This window comes from Arthrobacter sp. TmtSoilC51, assembly GCF_055388015.1.
Genome location: NZ_AP035877.1, coordinates 4,750,823 through 4,766,304 on the forward strand (window position 1 = coordinate 4,750,823; position 15,482 = coordinate 4,766,304).

Annotated in this window: 12 protein-coding genes; 8 read left to right on the forward strand and 4 right to left on the reverse strand. The window is 63.0% G+C overall.

All coding sequences use genetic code 11. The features are described 5' to 3' along the window. Positions 1-68 precede the first annotated feature (68 nt). Positions 69-1,559 carry a PucR family transcriptional regulator gene (locus tag ACZ5G6_RS21715; protein ID WP_498688079.1) on the reverse strand — a complete coding sequence of 497 codons (1,491 nt, stop codon included), beginning with the start codon at positions 1,557-1,559 and terminating at the stop codon, positions 69-71. Between the two features lie 108 nt (positions 1,560-1,667). Between ACZ5G6_RS21715 and ACZ5G6_RS21720 the strand changes: the two genes are divergently transcribed. Continuing rightward, positions 1,668-3,206 carry a purine-cytosine permease family protein gene (locus tag ACZ5G6_RS21720; RefSeq protein WP_498688081.1) on the forward strand — a complete coding sequence of 513 codons (1,539 nt, stop codon included), beginning with the start codon at positions 1,668-1,670 and terminating at the stop codon, positions 3,204-3,206. After that, the gene (locus tag ACZ5G6_RS21725; RefSeq protein ID WP_223934854.1) at positions 3,203-4,150 is read left to right on the forward strand and encodes a polysaccharide deacetylase family protein; all 948 of its coding nucleotides are present in this window, start codon (positions 3,203-3,205) and stop codon (positions 4,148-4,150) included. The genes ACZ5G6_RS21720 and ACZ5G6_RS21725 overlap by 4 nt, the downstream gene beginning before the upstream one ends. Before the next feature lie 77 nt (positions 4,151-4,227). Here the strand turns inward: ACZ5G6_RS21725 and ACZ5G6_RS21730 are convergent, their stop codons facing one another. The 3 genes from ACZ5G6_RS21730 to ACZ5G6_RS21740 all read right to left on the reverse strand — a co-directional run bounded on the left by ACZ5G6_RS21730 (position 4,228) and on the right by ACZ5G6_RS21740 (position 7,005). Beyond that, the gene (locus ACZ5G6_RS21730; RefSeq protein ID WP_498688084.1) at positions 4,228-4,719 is read right to left on the reverse strand and encodes a DUF456 domain-containing protein; all 492 of its coding nucleotides are present in this window, start codon (positions 4,717-4,719) and stop codon (positions 4,228-4,230) included. Between the two features lie 205 nt (positions 4,720-4,924). Next, positions 4,925-6,115, reverse strand: coding sequence for an NAD(P)-dependent malic enzyme (locus ACZ5G6_RS21735; protein WP_223934856.1), 1,191 nt, complete (start codon positions 6,113-6,115; stop codon positions 4,925-4,927). Positions 6,116-6,396: 281 nt separating this feature from the next. Continuing rightward, positions 6,397-7,005, reverse strand: coding sequence for a TetR/AcrR family transcriptional regulator (locus ACZ5G6_RS21740; protein WP_223934857.1), 609 nt, complete (start codon positions 7,003-7,005; stop codon positions 6,397-6,399). Between the two features lie 208 nt (positions 7,006-7,213). On the opposite strand from ACZ5G6_RS21740, the gene ACZ5G6_RS21745 reads away from it, so the two are divergent. The 6 genes from ACZ5G6_RS21745 (at position 7,214) to ACZ5G6_RS21770 (ending at position 15,481) form a co-directional block, all read left to right on the forward strand. Then, the gene (locus ACZ5G6_RS21745; RefSeq protein ID WP_498688087.1) at positions 7,214-8,341 is read left to right on the forward strand and encodes an FG-GAP repeat domain-containing protein; all 1,128 of its coding nucleotides are present in this window, start codon (positions 7,214-7,216) and stop codon (positions 8,339-8,341) included. A gap of 50 nt (positions 8,342-8,391) precedes the next feature. Beyond that, complete coding sequence (locus ACZ5G6_RS21750) at positions 8,392-9,540, forward strand: FG-GAP-like repeat-containing protein (protein WP_223934859.1); 1,149 nt, start codon at positions 8,392-8,394, stop codon at positions 9,538-9,540. Between the two features lie 172 nt (positions 9,541-9,712). Next, a complete protein-coding gene (locus tag ACZ5G6_RS21755; RefSeq protein ID WP_498688089.1) occupies positions 9,713-11,434 on the forward strand; it encodes an FG-GAP-like repeat-containing protein in 1,722 nt (573 codons plus the stop codon). 142 nt (positions 11,435-11,576) lie between these two features. Continuing rightward, a complete protein-coding gene (locus ACZ5G6_RS21760; RefSeq protein WP_498688090.1) occupies positions 11,577-12,860 on the forward strand; it encodes an FG-GAP repeat domain-containing protein in 1,284 nt (427 codons plus the stop codon). Between the two features lie 78 nt (positions 12,861-12,938). After that, positions 12,939-14,180, forward strand: a complete 1,242-nt coding sequence (locus ACZ5G6_RS21765; protein ID WP_498688092.1) for an FG-GAP repeat domain-containing protein — start codon at positions 12,939-12,941, stop codon at positions 14,178-14,180. Positions 14,181-14,254: 74 nt separating this feature from the next. Next, positions 14,255-15,481 carry an FG-GAP repeat domain-containing protein gene (locus ACZ5G6_RS21770; RefSeq protein WP_498688094.1) on the forward strand — a complete coding sequence of 409 codons (1,227 nt, stop codon included), beginning with the start codon at positions 14,255-14,257 and terminating at the stop codon, positions 15,479-15,481. Position 15,482 lies beyond the last annotated feature (1 nt).

Consider the following 15,482-nt stretch of genomic DNA (forward strand, 5'->3'; position numbering starts at 1 on the left):
ATTTCGATGGCTCCCTGCGTACTCGATGGTTCCAACCGTCTACTGCGCAGGGACCGTCGTTTTGGCTTTTAAGGAGCCGACAGACGCGCCAGCCGCGTTGCCAGATGCAGTGCAGCGAGCCGTCCCGTTCCCCTCGGATCTCCCCCGCATAGTTCGAAGATCCGCTGCAGCCTATGGTGCATGGACTGCCGTTCCAAATGCAGTTCGCGTGCGGCTTGGGCCGTGTTGCAGCCGGTGTCCAGCCACACGGTCAGTGTCCGCAAGAGCTCGGATCGGCGCAGTTGGTCATGCTCGACGACGGCCCCCAACTGCCGCTGTACGAAACCATCGCGCGTGGCCGGGTCCAGATGTTCCTCGGCAAGCCGTTCCACGGCGAAGGCCTCAGCATCCACCACGCCACCTCCCACCAGGCCCAAGTCCAGCGTCCGGCGGGCCTGGGCCAGCGACCATGGAGCTTCGTCGATCCCCTTGCCCACCGGGCCCAGGGCTACGGCGGAGCCAGCCGGCATCTCCAAGGCACGGAGCGCATCCATCAAAGCAGTCCTGGTCGCAGCGCCATCGCCAACGGAAGCAAGCGCGATCAGCTCCGCGTTGTCTGCGTAGCTGGCACTGTGCGGAACGTGCACACGAAGCAGGGCATCCAGGGCAGAGCGCAGGTGCCCAGCGCCGGTGGAGCGGATCACCAGCGCAGCAACCTGGCCGTTTGCGGGAAAGCCCGACGCCGGCCCAAGCTGCTGGAGCTGCCAGGATTGGCTCCCGGAGTTGATGGCACGCATCAGTTCGATGCCCGCCAATTCCCTCAATCCCGGCGGCATGCGCTGCAAGAGTGCCAAGCCAAGAATGTCCACGGACCGCTCGCCAGCCACCTGCGCGAGGCCACTATCGCCGCCGTCGGGCACGTGCAGCTCCAAGCGGGCGGCGAGGACGCCCCGGACAGGCACATCAACCGTCATGAGCCTGCCGCCGTCCACCGGCGGCGCCGAGCCCGCTGCCGAGCCCGCTGCCGAACCCAGGGTGAGGCCCGACGGCGATACCAACCGGGCGCTGGCACCCGTCCTTTCCGCCAGGACAGCCAGGAGTTGGTCAAGTCCGCCGCCATGGGCGAGTTCCGCGGCCATCGCGTGGCTGGTTTGATCGCCGCGTTGAAGCTGTTCCACGGACTCGCTGACCAACAACGAATTGATCTCCTGCATCACGGCGACAAACGGAACCACGTGGCGGAGTTCGATAACGGGCAGGCCAGCCGCCTCAGCGGCTTGCAGCATGCCGGCCGGCACCTCGGGCAAAGCCGGGCCAGTCTCCAAAGCCAGTGCCGCAATCCCCCGCGCCGCGAGCTCGCGGACGTACTCCGTTTGCCGCTCCCCTGTCTCAAGGGCCAGCGCCTGGCCACCGCTGAGGAGCAGTTCACCACCGCTGAGGAGCGGAGCGATGTCCAAAACCTCACTGGAGTGGACCCAACGAACGGGACGGGTCAGGGCGTCCGCCACTGAATTGAGCAGGCGTGGCTCGGCTGCTTTGAGGCTTTCACGTTCCAACGCCTCACTCAACAGAATTGACATGACACTCCGTATGGCGGATCTGATCTTCTTTAGACACATCGTATCTTGTTGCTGTGATCTGTAGCACATACGCTGAAAGAGTCCCTTTCACACACGGAGGCTCTCCCCATGCAAGACAACCTCTCCCCTGCCTCACCGCAGCCAGGCTCAACGCAGTCAGGTCCGGCAACGGCGCCGGCCCATGACAGCGAAGCCTGGCTGCAACCCATCCCCGAGTCCGACCGCACCCGCAAGGTCTCAGGCCAGTTCTGGATCTGGGCCGGTGCCAACCTGGCTCCTATCAACTGGGTTCTGGGCGCACTCGGAATCCACCTTGGCCTCGGCTTCGCCGATACCGTGTTTGTCCTTGTCCTCGGCAACCTGATCGGCATGCTGCTGTTTGGCTGCTTCGTTCTCCTTGGCCAGAAGACCGGCGCCACAGGCATGGTGCTTGCCCGGGCCGCGTTCGGTCGTCGCGGCAACTATCTCCCCGCCGCCATCCAGGCTCTCCTGGTCATCGGTTGGTGCGCGGTCAATACGTGGATCATCCTGGACCTGGTCATGGCACTGTTCGGAACGTTGGGTTGGGTGGACCCCACCGCCCGGAACTACGCCTGGAAGATCGGCGTGGCCACCGTCATCATGTCCGCGCAGGTAGCCATCGCCTGGTTTGGCTACAAGGCAATCGCCGCTTTCGAAAAGTGGACCGTCCCACCCACCATCATCATCCTGGCCGTCATGTCCGCAGTGGCGTGGTTCGGAATGAAGATTGACTGGGGCTATGCAGGTCCAGCTGGCAACATCCTTGAAGGATCCGAGCGGATCGCCGCGATGAGTGCGGTCATGACGGCCATCGGCATCGGTTGGGGCATCACGTGGTTCACATACGCCGCGGACTATTCGCGTTTCGTCAGCACCTCGGTTCCCAAGCGCAAGGTGTACTTGGCGTCGGTACTTGGCCAGTTCATCCCGGTGGTCTGGCTCGGCGTCCTTGGCGCAAGCCTGGCGACAAACAGCGGCGAGATCGACCCCGGCAAGCTGATCGTCCAGAACTTCGGAGTCCTTGCCCTTCCCGTCCTTCTCATGGTGTTGCACGGCCCCATCGCCACCAACATCTTGAACATCTACACCTTCTCCGTGGCCACGCAGGCCCTGGACATCAACATTAACCGTCGCAAGCTCAACCTGTTCGTGGGCGTCTTCTCGCTGCTCGCCGTGGTGTTCTTCATCTTCCAGGAGGACTTCGCCTCCGTACTGGATGCCTGGCTGATCGGGCTGGTGGCGTGGGTAGCAGCCTGGGGCGGCGTCATGCTGGTGCACTATTTCTGGCTGGAGAAGCGTTGGCCCGGCAAGGTGGACCGGCTCTTCGACGGCATCGGCACACGCCGACTCCCCGTGATCAACTGGGCCGGCATCGCCTCCCTGTTGGTTGGCATCTTCTGCACGTGGCTGTTCATGTACGGGCTGATACCCATCATGCAAGGCCCCATCGCCGTGGCACTTGGTGGCTGGGATCTCTCGTGGCTGGCAGGCGGACTTACCAGCGCGGCGGCCTACGCAATCCTCGGCCCACGGGCGCACCGGAAGTATGTCCTCGCGGACGAAAACCACGTCTCAGCATCGGCCGCATCAGCAACTCCCGTAGTTCCCGAAAGGACCACAGCATGAGCCAGCCCGCCTTCGCGGACTCCCTCCATCCCATCACTTGGCCAGAGGGTTTCAAGGCCGCCGCGTCCTTCACCTTTGACGTCGACGCCGAGTCCTGCACCATCGCCCACGATCCCTCCAGCACCCGGCGCATGTCCCTCATGAGCCACCAGTCGTATGGGCCAAAGATCGCAGTCCCGCGACTCCTCCAGATCCTGGATCGCCAGGACATCAAGGGAACGTTCTTCATCCCTGGCTTCACGGCGGAGAGCTACCCGGACGTGGTGCGCCGGATCGCTGATGGTGGGCACGAAATCGCCCACCATGGCTACCTTCACGAGCCCATGCAGGGAATCGACGCCGCAACCGAAGCCAGTTACCTGGACCGCGGTTTGGAGGCACTCGCCAACGTCGCCGGTGTTAGGCCCGTGGGCTACCGGGCTCCGTGGTGGGAGTTGAACTGGCAGTCGCCCGCGCTGCTCGCGGACCGCGGCTTCCTTTACGATTCAAGCCTGCTCGACGGCGACGCCCCCTACCGCATGTCAGTGGCCGAGGACGATCCCCGGGACATCGTGGAGATTCCTGTGGACTGGGCGCTGGACGACTGGGAGCAGTACGCGTTCTATCCGGGCGTCACCGGCAGCGGGGTCATTGAAAGCCCGGCCAAGGCCTTGGAAATGTGGACGCTTGAGGCCCAGGCGCACCACGCCCAGGGCAGCTGCTTCGTCCTCACCAACCACCCATTCATCTCGGGCAGGCCGTCCAGGGCTGTCGCATTGGAGCAGCTGATCGAACGGGTCAAGGGCCTTGAGGGCATGTGGGTCACCACGCTTGCCGGGATCGCACAGCACACCAAGTCCACGGTGCAGGAAATCCATACCCACGCCCGGATCGATGTCCCCTTGTTCCCTGGAGCGGGTGCAGCATTCCGCCCGGCCCAGGTGCGGGTACCCAGCCTCCAGTAACCCCTCCGCCTCCGCCGAGATGGCATTAGATGACAATGTCCGAGCTTGGGATTGTCACCTAATGCCATCTCGGCGCACTAGGACAGCCACACGCCGATAACCCACGTGCTCGCGGCGGCACAGGCGAGCCCGAACTCCACGAGAATCCCGATGCCAGTCGCCTTGAGCGCGGCACCGCTCGAGCGTACAGCAGTGCGGAAGTCACGGGTCCGCTGGACCTCGCTCAGCAAAAGTCCGACGGCGAACCCCACCACGAGCCCGACCACCGGAATCACGAACATTCCGACCACGCCGAGAAGTATTCCAATCACCACGGACCTGTTGGGAATCCCATGCTGCTTTAGCTTTCGCCCTGTGAGCACAGCACTGGCGGCCATTCCCGCCACCACGAACACCATGCCGATGGCGAAGACCACCCAGCCCAGCGTTCCCGCGCCACCCCAAATGGCCCACGCAAGCAGGCTCGCACCAATAAGGATGCTTCCCGGAAGGACCGGAATGATGGTTCCGGCCACGCCCACCGCAATCGCCAGGCCGCACAGGATGGTCACAACGAGTTCGGCGTTCATGGCCCCAAGTCTATGGGCCGTGAACGCTACCCATCGAAGGAATGGCTTACCGGCGCAGGGATCACGTTGGTAACGGACGCGCGGCTACCGGACGGGCCAGGAAATCCGGATCGCCGTTAGACCAGAACGAAGGCGAACCCAAGAACGACGGCGACGCTCCCCAGCACGGGAGGCGTCGCCGTCGTCGGTCTTGCGTGAGTAAACGCTACTCGGTCACGGCTGCGGCAACAGCCGCGGTGACTGCCGGTGCCACGCGGGCGTCCAGCGGGCTCGGCACAATGTAGTCGGCGGAGAGGTCTTCCTCGGCCAGTTCAGCGATGGCGCGGGCGGCGGCGATCTTCATGGCGGGCGTGATGCGGCGGGCGCCGGCATCCAGTGCGCCGCGGAAGATGCCCGGGAAGGCCAGCACGTTGTTGATCTGGTTCGGGAAGTCGCTGCGCCCGGTGGCGACAACCGCCGCGTACTTCTGGGCAACCTCGGGGAGAACTTCCGGGTCCGGGTTGGACAGGGCGAACACGATCGACTGATCGTTCATGAGCTTCAGGTGCTCTTCGTCCAGCTTGGAGGAGGAGACGCCCACGAAGACATCGGCGCCGGTCAGCCCCTCGCCCGGACCACCTGTGACGCCGCGGGGGTTGGTGCGCTGGGCCATGCGGGCCTTGACGCTGCCAGGATCGGCCACAAGATCAGCGCGCTCAGCGTTGACTACACCCTTGGAGTCGAGCAGGATGACGTCCTTGATGCCAACAGCAAGAAGAATCTCGGCGATAGCAATGCCGGCGGCACCTGCGCCCGAGACAACAACCTTCAGGCCTTCGAGCTCGCGCTTGGTCACCTTGGCAGCGTTGGTCAGGGCAGCGAGAACCACGACCGCCGTGCCGTGCTGGTCATCGTGCATGACGGGGCAGTCAAGGGCTTCGATGAGGCGCTCTTCGAGTTCGAAGCAGCGGGGAGCGGAGATGTCCTCGAGGTTCACCGCACCAAAGCTCGGGCGGAGGCGGACCAGGGTTTCGATGATCTCGTCCACGTTGGTGGTGTTGAGCACCAGCGGAATGGAGTCGAGGTCGCCGAAGGACTTGAACAGGGCGGACTTGCCTTCCATGACCGGGAGGGAAGCGCTGGGGCCAATGTTGCCCAGGCCCAGGACGGCGGTGCCGTCGCTAACCACAACAACCAGGCGCTCAGCCCAGGTGTGCGTGCGGGCAAGTTCGGGGTTTGCGTGGATGGCGCGGCTGACCTGGGCGACACCCGGGGTGTACGCGATGGAAAGGTCACGCTTGTTGTTCAGGGGAACGGTGCTGGAAATCGTCAGCTTGCCGCCCTCGTGGGCCGCGAAGATCTCTTCTTCGCTCAGTACCAATGCGTCGTTGTCAGTAGCGATTGTCTCAATGGACACGTCTTTGTCTCCTCAGGCTAGCCGTGGACCCACGGCATGGTTCGGGCAGGAACAGAACTGCTGGTTCGGACCAAGGGTGGCTGGCCCGGAAGGTGCATCTGCAGGTATGGGCTGCTAGCCGCTTCGGTATTCCCAGCGTAGGGAAGCGCCAAGGGTACAAGATTCAATACCAACAGAGACGATTCGAGAGTAAAACGTTTATGCAGATCCAAAAGTGACCCAGCTCACGCAAAAAACCGCATTCTTAGGGCTGGGTGGTCTAGACCGGAAGACCCATATCGTCATTCCCCGGTCAGCAGGCTGCACGCCTTCTTGAGGTCCTTTTCGGCTTCAAAGAGGGACAACCGACGACACCGGACGGCCTGGACCAGACCACTGACCAAATGCAACAGAATCCTGGCTTTCGGGGCGTCGTTGCCTGGCTCCTTACTCAAGGAACCCACGACTTCTTCGGACAAGGCATCAATTTCCCGCAGCAGCTGGGCAGTATCGCTATCCTTGCCGGCTGGCCTGATGAGGCAGTGCTCCACCCCGGGCTGCATGACCCGCAGGTGGAAGATCTCCATCATCAAACCTGACAACGCATGGCCCTTGCCCTTCCTCTGGCGCACGCCATCGCGAAGCTCGCGCAACTGCTGCCGGTAGACGGCCAACATAAGGTGCGCCGTGGACGGAAAGTAGCGGTAAAGGGTGCCCAACGGAACGTCCGCTTTCGCGGCAACGTCCGACAAACTCAAGGTGTCGAATTGACGTTGCGCAAAGCCCGAGGCCGTCTTCAGGATGCGGGCATAGCGCAAAAGCTGCCGCGGGGTGGTCGGTGCGGCAGCCATACGGGGCAACCCCGTCGTCAGATCAAGGGAGTACGGTTCCAGGGAATACGGTTCGGGCATTTCCGGCGATCTCTTGGCAGGCTGGCAAGGAAACGGCCGGCTCAGGTCACAGGACCCGCGGCAGGCCGATCGCATCAATGATACGGGAGCAAAATGACCGTTTCCTGAGAGTGCCCTGTCTAACGCGTCCCATGCCGCTCCCGGGAAACCGCGAGCGCCACACATACACTGCAGGAAGATTTGGGTGCGCTACGGGAGGAAGACCAGCATGGGGAATTTTCGACGTCGGATGGCAGCAGCGCTGCTGACCGCCGCTGTGGGGGCCGCCGCACTTAGCCCCCTGCCGGCGTCGGGCGCGTCCAGCAGCGGTCCGGACCCCATAGTCAACGGCGAAGCGTTCGTAGGCAAGACGTTGACAACCGAAATCGGCCCATACACCTTCTATGGCTGCGGCGGCGGCAAGGGCCCAGACTTCACTGTCTACTGGACCAGGGACGGCTTCCTGGTGGCCGGTGAAACCGGACGCAACTACGTCCTGGAACAGGACGACACCGGCGCACGGATGGCCGTGCACCTGACCGCCAGCAAGACTGCCTGCGGGGGTGAAACCCTCCACAGCGATGAGACCGGGCCCGTCGCCGCGCCCAACCGGGCCAACGGATTCACGGGCCGCAGCTTCGAACTCCTGACGCGCGGCAGTGACGGATCATTGATGCTTTACGGTCGGTCAGGCGCCGGGTGGGACGCCGCCCGCACCGTGGGCTGGGGATGGAACGTCTTCAACCTCATCCTCTCCCCTGGCGACTTCAACGGTGATGGCAAGGGTGACGTGATCGCACGCGATGCCGCAGGGACGCTGTATCTCTACGCCGGCGACGGAACGGGTGGCTGGAAACCGGCCCAGACCATCGGCAAAGGCTGGAACATTTTCGACTCAATCGTCAGCCCGGGCGACTTCAACGGGGACGGCAACAACGACATCCTGGCCAGGGAACCCGGGGGCGCCCTCTATTTGTACCCGGGAAATGGTTCCGGAGGCTGGTTGGCGAGGACCGCCGTCGGGCAGGGCTGGCAGGTGATGGACGCCTTGCTGACGCCCGGCGATTTCAACGGCGACGGCAAGGTGGACGTGCTGGCCCGAGACCGCAGCGGCTACCTGTATTTCTACGGCGGCAATGGGGCGGGCGGCTGGACGCGGTCGTGGCTCATCGGTGTCGGCTGGAATGCACTCAAAACCGCCGGTGCCGCTGGTGACTTCGACAAGGATGGCTTCCAGGACGTATATGGCGTGGACCAACAGGGCCGGCTGGTGATCTATTACAGTGATGGCCGGACCGGATGGCGCACGACGGAAACCGTAGGCAGTGGCTGGGGCGGGTTCACAGCAATCTTCTAGCAGAGTCCCAGCCGCGGTAGAATTGGCTGCATAAGTCTGGGGAGGACATCATGAACGCACCAACACGCCCTACGTCAGGTGTGCGCCGAGTGGTGGCTGGCATAGCAGCGGCAGTCATTGCCGCAATAGCTTTCGCGCCTGCGCCTGCCATGGCAACCATGGATCCCTCGAATCCGGTGATTCATGGTGCGCCGTTTGTTGGCTCAACGCTCACGCTTGAGATCGATCCTGCTTCCTACCGTGGCTGCGGCGCGGCGGCAGGCCCGGACTACCAGATCTACTGGACCCGCGACGGTGTTCGAGCCGAGGACCACTGGGCTTGGTGGACGTACACGCTCGATGAATCAGATCGCGGCAAGACCATCGCTGCCCATGTCGCTGCCAGCCAAAACGGGTGTGAGCCGCAGGAAGTCTCCAGCGAAGAAACAGCGCCGATCTCAGCGTCCAACAGGGCCAACGGCTTCACCGGTCGGGGCGCCTATGAGATGCTGGCCCGGCGCACGGACGGCACCCTCATGATGTATCCCCGCGTCAACAACACGTGGGAGAACGCCCGGACAGTGGGTCCGGGCTGGAACGGGTTCAGCACGGTCCTCTCCCCAGGCGACTTCAACGGCGACGGCACCAACGACATCCTTGCGAAGGACTCCTCCGGAAGGCTTTTCCTTTATGCGGGTACTGGGGACGGCGGCTTCCTCGCCGGCCGCCAAGTGGGCAGCGGATGGAACGGCTTTACGTCGATCGTTTCTCCCGGCGACTTCAACGGCGACGGCAATAACGACATCCTGGCCCGTGATTCCGGCGGCCTCCTTTATCTCTACCCCGGCAACGGCAGCGGCGGCTGGCTGAACCGTTCATTGGTTGGCAGTGGTTGGAACGTGGTCAACCAAATCATCACGCCGGGCGACTTCGACGGCGACTACAACGTGGACATCCTTGCCCGGGACTCCGCCGGCAGCCTGCGCCTGTACAAGGGCAACGGCAGCGGTGGCTGGAACGGAATGACCGTAGTGGGACAGGGCTGGGGCGCGATGACCACCATCGGCGCCGCCGGCGACATCGACGCCAACGGCAATGTGGACGTCTATGCAGTGGACAGCTCCGGCCAGTTGCTCGCCTATTACGGCGACGGCGACGGCGGCTGGAACGGTGCCGGTGCCATCGGCTGGGGCTGGGGCGGGTTTAACGCAGTCTTCTAGGGATTGGGGGGATACCATGACAGCTTTTTCTTCCATGCGCCCACCAGCTTTTGTGCATTCAGCTTTTGTGCGTTCAGTTCGGACGGGTTTGCACATCCTTCTTGCCATTCTCCTGTGCGCCGCTGTGGCAATCGCAGTCCCGCTTCCCCGCGCTACGGCCGCAGGGCCAAGCGTGCCGCTTCCCACTGTGGTCACGCGGACATCGCCAGCCACGGTGGGTCCCGGGAGTGTTATCTCCTTGTCCTTCACACTGAGCGGTCCGGCGAAGGAAGTTGGTTTCACTTACGTCAATGAGGACACCTTGGAGCAGGCGACCCTGTACGGACCTACCAGCCAGCTGCCTGGGCCCTACAGCGCCCAAGCCAAAGTGCCGGTGGACGGGAGCGCCTTCCAGCGAACCGGGCGCTACAAACTCCTCAGCGTCAACATCATGCTCCCCTTGGGCCAGGGGGTTGTCCGCTACGGCCGCGACGGCAACATTCTCTTCCTCTCGCAAGGACTGGAAGCACCAACGCAGCGGCCGGGAGCCTTGGACGGCGTCGACTTCGCCGTCAACAATCCCAACTTCCCGCTGGTGGACAATCCAAACGTCAAGCCGCCAACCATCACAGGCGTGGCACGCTACGACCAAGTGCTGACCACGGACAATGGCTCTTGGACCCAAACGCCCACGGGCTTCGCCTACCAGTGGTTGCGCAACGGCCAGCCGATCCCTGGAGCCACGCTCAACAATTACCGCATCGCAGAAGCAGACCTGGACCAGACGCTGTCCGTACGGGTCACGGCCACGCGGGCAGGCTACCGGGCTGTGTCGGCATCATCGCTCCCGCTGACCCCCACGTCACCCATCACAGCAACCGCTCCCACGCTCCAAGGCAAGCTGATCGTCGGCCAGAAGCTCACCGGCGTCTTCAACGAGGCCAGCGTCTCCAGTGGGACAGTCGGCGGGCCCGTCAGCGTCAGGTACGAATGGGTGCGCAACGGTACCGTGATCGGCGGAGCCACTACCAAGACTTACACCCTGCAGGCAGCGGACCGTGGCGCCGTCGTTGGTTTCCGAGCAGTAGTCCAAGCAGGCAATCCGGTGGCGGCCACGCGGCCGTTTACGGTTTTCGGCCGCACCGTGGTTCGGAACAAACCGCACACAGCAGGTTTCGACGCCGGGGCCTCCATGGACCTGTTCGCGCGGAATACTGCGGCGAACCTGCTGCTGTACCCCACTGACGGCGCGGGCCATTGGCAAGCTCCGCGGACCATCGGCTTCGGTTGGGACGTGTTCGATATCGTCTTCAACGCGGGCGACTTTGACGGAGACGGTTTCAATGACGTCATCGTCCGCGACCACGATGGATCGCTGTTCCTGTACCCAGGCAACGGAACCGGCGGCTGGCTTGCACGCAAGCAGATCGGCTGGGGCTGGGACGTTTTCGACTCGGTCATTGCTGCCGGCGATTTCTCCGGGGACGGCATCAACGACGTCCTTGCCCGCACCCCGTCAGGCGCCTTGGTGCTCTACCCGGGCAACGGGACGGGCGGCTTCAGATCCCCCGGCGCCGTCGGCCAAGGCTGGGATGCCCTCAGCCAGGTCTTCTCGCCCGGCGACTTCGACGGCGACGGCAACCCTGACGTCCTGGGCCGCGACGGCACTGGAAACCTGCGGCTCTACGGCGGCAACGGCAACGGCGGATGGACGACTGCCCGGTCCATTGGGACTGGCTGGAACGTCATGTCCCGCATTGGTGGGGCTGGCGACTTCAACGGCGACGGCTTCAACGACGTTTGGGCCATCGACGCCGCAGGCCAACTGAACATGTACTACGGCAGCGGCATCGGCGGATGGAAAGGCGCCGGGGTTGTTGGCTGGGGCTGGGGCGGTTTCACGGCGGTTTTCTAAGCCGATTTCGGTTGCGTTTTGGGTTTGACTTGTCTTTCCCGTGAACTTTTGCCAGCAAATTCCCAGACTGTCGCTCCCCCCATGTACTCTCAAGTCACTTACACGCGCCGGCCATCTGGGACCGGCCTGATTTGGGGGAACCATGGGGAGCATTCCTCTGCGCCGCGTGCGCAGTTGGCTGGCCGCATTTGTGGGCAGCGTTATTTTGGTCGGCGGACTGAGTTTGGCACCCCCAGCGCATGCCGATGACACCTTCGCACCGGTACCTGTAGCGGTCTCCACGACGCCAGACGCGATCGGCGCCGGGGGGCAGGCAACATCACGCGTTACCTTCCAGGCTTCAGGTCCGATTACCGACGTCTACGTCCTGTTCCGGAATACAGCAACGGGCAAGCTCCACACGACGATGACGCAGGGCTCGTACAGCGCCGCAGATTCGACGTACTCGTTCGACGTCTTCTTTGCACAGGGAACTCCGCCGGGAACCTACCTTGCCCAGTACATGCAGATTCAAACTGCAGGTGGTCAGGAAGTCGGTTACTGGCGCGACGGTTCCTTGATCCACAACCCCGGCAACCTCCCCGCCTCCGGAACTGCGGCCGTGGCCTTGGATGCCTTGGACTTCAACTACGTGACTCCCGTAGACATCGATCGTCCCCACACGTCCGGCTTCTACCGCACCGAGTACTGGGATTCGTACACGATGAGCCTGTATGTCCGGGATTCCTGGGGCCGCCTCGGCTTGTTCCCCACCGGTGGAAATGGCACGTGGCAGCAGGCATATGAAGTCGGCTCGGGATGGAACATCTTCAACACGATGTTCGCTGCCGGCGACTTCAACAACGACGGCGAGAATGACGTGATCGCCCGTGACAGCTCCGGCTCGCTCTTCCTCTACCCGGCTGGCTGGCATGGCGGTTGGTTCCCGAGACAGCAGATCGGTTGGGGCTGGGGGATCTTCAGCACCATCTTCGCTGCGGGCGACTTTAGTGGAGACGGCAACAACGACCTCCTTGCCCGTAAGTCTTCCGGCGAGCTCATGCTGTACCCGGGCAACGGCCAAGGCGGCTTCCTTGCTGCCTCGACGGTCGGCTGGGGATGGGGCGGCATGACTTCCGTGTTCTCCCCCGGTGATTTCGACGGCGACCACAAGCCTGATGTCCTGGCCCGCGACGGCGCCGGAAACCTTGTCTTCTACGGTGGGAATGGTCATGGAGGCTGGACCACCAGCCGTGTGATTGGCCAGGGCTGGAACGCCATCACCAAGCTCGGCGGTGCCGGCGACTTCGACGGCGATGGCACCAACGACGTCTGGGGCATCGACACTTCGGGTCAGATGCGCATGTACTACGGCAACGGCTCAGGCGGGTGGAAGGGCTCCGCCGTAGTTGGTTGGGGCTGGGGCGGCTTCAACGCTGTCTTCTAAGTAACCACCATCAACAGGACTTCGTCCGAAGGCTTCGGGCGGGGTCCTTCAAAATTGTCCTTCTTGTCAGGGGAATCCATGGAATCAGCTCTTGCTTCGTATCCAACCGCCCCCAGCCGCCGTCGTCGATTCTTGACTTTGCTGACCGCCTCCGCCTTAGCCTGTGCAGCTGCAGCCTGCACCTTGGCTGGACCCGCGGAAGCCGCACCGTCCCGAGTGGCTACCGTTGTTGCAGCAGCTGCCCGTGAGGTTTACATGGGCCGGCCGCAATTAAACGGCGACCCCACCGTTGATGGGCTGCTGAAGGCTGAGCTCGCGGGGTATGCTCCGTTCGTCATCCCTGAGGGTGGCACCCCTGCCCTCACCTACAGATGGACCCGGGACGGACAAACCATCGCCGGGGCTACCGACGCAAGCTACCGGGCAACCCAGGCCGACCAAGGCCGCGTACTGGCCGTGTTCGTCACGGTGTCCTACGATGCCGAGTCGAAACTGACATTGCAGGCCGACTACCCGTTGCGGATCGCGGCCAAGCCCAGGGCACGTGGGTTCAATGGCGACGACACCCTGGACATCTTTGCCCGGGATGCAGCAGGCAGGCTGCTTCTGTACCCCACCGACGGCCGCGGCAATTGGCGCCCCGCGCAAGTGCTCGGAACCGGGTGGAACATCTTCAACCTCCTGGTGTCGCCGGGCGATTTCGACGGCGATGGCACTGTGGACGTCGTGGGTCGCGACGGTCAAGGCCGACTCTTCCTTTACCAAGGCAACGGCACCGGGGGATGGAAGAACGCCTTGCAGATTGGTCAAGGATGGCAGGGCTTCAAGACAATCTCCGCTGCAGGTGATTTCAACGGCGACGGGACCAACGATCTCCTTGCCGTGGACCAGTGGCACCAAGCTATTCTCTACCCTGGGAACGGACGCGGCGGATGGCTTCAGCCCTACGGTGTTGACACTTATTGGATCAACCAGAACCCAGTCTTCACGGTGGGCCACTTCGGTGGACAAAACAAGCTCGGAATCGTCTCCCGCGATATCCAGGGAACCCTGGCCCTTCACGAGACCACCCGTAACGGATGGTTCGATGGTCACGCTACCGCCATCGGCTGGGGATTCGGCGGCTTCACCACGGTCGGTTCGGCCGGTGACTTTAACGGAGACAATAAAGTCGATGTCTACAGCATCGACAGCGCAGGCCAACTGACCATGTACTACGGCAAAGGCACCGATTATTTGACGAGTGCACAGCCTTGGACTCGTTGGTCCGGCCAATCCACTGTTGGCTGGGGCTGGGGAGGACTCACCGCCGTCTTCTAGGATTCACTTCTGCATTCTGTTGCTCTCATCCCCTTCGCATGGCCGCATCGGCCAACTTTCTTCATGAGGAAATCTTGAACTCTCGCAATGCTCCGCGCTTCAGCACGCCTAACCGACTGCGCCGGTTGTCTACTTTGCTTGCTGCCTCGGCCTTGGCCGGTGCTCTCGTCGCTACGGGCCTGCCCGCCCAAGCTGCCGTTCCATCCTTGGCAATGCCGATGCGCCAGGTGTACATGGCGCCACCGGAACTAACCGGGGAGCCTGCAGTCGGCGGACTTCTCAAGGCCGACCTTAGCTGGACCACACCGATGGTAGTGCCAGAAGGCGGAAGCCCTTCGCTCTCGTTCTACTGGACGCGGGACGGCCAAGTCATTCCCGGTGCCACCGGTCAGACGTACAGGGCTACCGCTGCTGACTACGGTCGTGTTGTGACCGCTTTCGTAACTGTCACCTACGACGTCGAGTCAACCTTGACCCTGCAGGCCCGTGAATCGCTACGGATAGCAGCCAAGCCCAGGGCCCGTGGATTCAACGGGGACAGCACCATGGACATCTTCGCCCGCGATGCCGCGGGACGCCTCCTGCTGTACCCGACGGACGGCCGCGGACACTGGCAGCCCACCCAGGTCATCGGTACTGGTTGGGATGCCTTCAACCTTCTCTTCTCACCGGGTGACTTCGACGGCGACGGCACCGTTGACGTTATGGGACGCGATGGGCAGGGTCGGTTGCACCTGTACCAAGGAAACGGGTCCGGCGGTTGGAAGAAGGCCATCCAGGTCGGCCAGGGCTGGAACGGATTCACCGCCATTTTTGGTGCGGGCGACTTCAACGGTGACGGTACGAACGATCTCATTGCAAGGGACGCAGCGACCAATCTCGTCCTCTACCCCGGCAACGGGCACGGCGGTTGGCTGCCTTCGTACACCATCGGTTGGGGGTGGGGCCGATACGACTCCTTGATGAGCGTTGGTCACTTCGAAGGCAGAAGCGACTTGCAGGTTGCCGCGCGGGGCCCATACGGCAACCTGATGATCTTTTCGAGCAGCCGTAATGGGTCCTTCAAGCGCTATACGGGAGCGACGGTCGGTTACGGCTGGGAGGCCCTCAACACGATCGGCTCTGCGGGGGACTTCAACGGTGACGACAAGATTGATGTGTTTGGCATCGACCGCAGCGGCCAGCTCACCATGTACTACGGCAATGGCGCGGATTACCTGGCCCAAGGACTGCCGGGTAGCTACTGGCTAGGCCAATCAGCGGTGGGTTGGGGCTGGGGTAACTTCACCGCCGTTTTCTAGG

Coding starts and splice junctions, on each gene's coding strand:
- ACZ5G6_RS21715 (WP_498688079.1), bottom strand. CDS start 1,559: ATGTCAATTCTGTTGAGTGAGGCGTTGGAACGTGAAAGCCTCAAAGCA.
- ACZ5G6_RS21720 (WP_498688081.1), top strand. CDS start 1,668: ATGCAAGACAACCTCTCCCCTGCCTCACCGCAGCCAGGCTCAACGCAG.
- ACZ5G6_RS21725 (WP_223934854.1), top strand. CDS start 3,203: ATGAGCCAGCCCGCCTTCGCGGACTCCCTCCATCCCATCACTTGGCCA.
- ACZ5G6_RS21730 (WP_498688084.1), bottom strand. CDS start 4,719: ATGAACGCCGAACTCGTTGTGACCATCCTGTGCGGCCTGGCGATTGCG.
- ACZ5G6_RS21740 (WP_223934857.1), bottom strand. CDS start 7,005: ATGCCCGAACCGTATTCCCTGGAACCGTACTCCCTTGATCTGACGACG.
- ACZ5G6_RS21745 (WP_498688087.1), top strand. CDS start 7,214: ATGGGGAATTTTCGACGTCGGATGGCAGCAGCGCTGCTGACCGCCGCT.
- ACZ5G6_RS21750 (WP_223934859.1), top strand. CDS start 8,392: ATGAACGCACCAACACGCCCTACGTCAGGTGTGCGCCGAGTGGTGGCT.
- ACZ5G6_RS21760 (WP_498688090.1), top strand. CDS start 11,577: ATGGGGAGCATTCCTCTGCGCCGCGTGCGCAGTTGGCTGGCCGCATTT.
- ACZ5G6_RS21765 (WP_498688092.1), top strand. CDS start 12,939: ATGGAATCAGCTCTTGCTTCGTATCCAACCGCCCCCAGCCGCCGTCGT.